A 1,011-nucleotide genomic window follows, 5' to 3' on the forward strand; every position below is an offset into this window, starting at 1 on the left:
CATTTACAAACCATCCATATGTTTGATTTCTATTTTGGCCAAAATGATTAGTTAGTTTTGCTACTGAACCATATCTTTTATTTGCAATTATAAAAGAGCCTGTTGTTGTATATCCAGTTGAAGGGTAAAGTTTAGCATCTCTACTATCCGTTAAGTTAACTTCATCTTTATTCCTATTGAACTTATTATATAATTTACTCTTTTTTAAAGTTTTTGGTAATTTCATTAAGTCCCTCTCCTTGAATAAATACGCGACATCTTAAAGACATCGCGTATAAATGTTATTTGAGTTTTAACATACCACCTAATACTCTGTATACTTCTTCTCGACTATCTAGCCTTATGACACTATTGAAGTATCCTCTTTGTTCAAACCTATACATTTTATTAATTGAGTCTTTAAGTACAGACCTTTTTTTATCCATGTATATTTGATATTGAATTGTTGTTGGCATTCTATTATTCACATTTTCCTTAATATGAACTTCATCTTGTTTTAAACTTGCCAAAATAGCGGGATTAGTATTAGCACGTTGCAAGTTAACATTATTTATAATTTGAGTTTCTGCGTTTTGTTTCTGAGATGATGTTATAGTAACGATTGTTGTTGTTCGGTTACGTGATAAATGAAATGCTTTAGATAGTCCTTCTTGTTTAGCAATTTCAGATGGATAAGCAGTAGCTTGAGTGGAACCATCAACTATAAACATTTCAGCAACCTGTCCATCAGACGTTAAGATAGTACCATCCTTATAAACCTTATGTGCTGCATTCTCAAAGTCTCTATCAGGGTTACCTACCATTGATAAAAACCTTTTCATCATTTGTCTTATTAGAATATTAATTGACTTTAAGATAGAACCGTTATAAGAGTTTACTAAAGCAAACATTAATAAGAACCCATATAGTGACGCCAATATTAATATTAATGGCAATAATAAGTGCTTTGTTTTCATCCAGTCACCTTGAATATAAAACACTACGCCTAATGGCATTATCACAGCAAAGAAT

General features: G+C 31.0%; 2 protein-coding genes. Both read right to left on the minus strand.

From position 1 onward, the window contains the following. The coding region (locus ACF91D_RS30650; protein WP_392438519.1) for a hypothetical protein at positions 1–226 on the minus strand (226 nt) is incomplete at its 3' end. Positions 227–281: 55 nt separating this feature from the next. Continuing rightward, positions 282–1,011 (minus strand): hypothetical protein (locus ACF91D_RS30655; protein WP_392438520.1); only part of this gene is annotated, 730 nt, incomplete at its 5' end.

Source organism: Staphylococcus sp. 231237_7MaSpsaltlick (assembly GCF_043107035.1).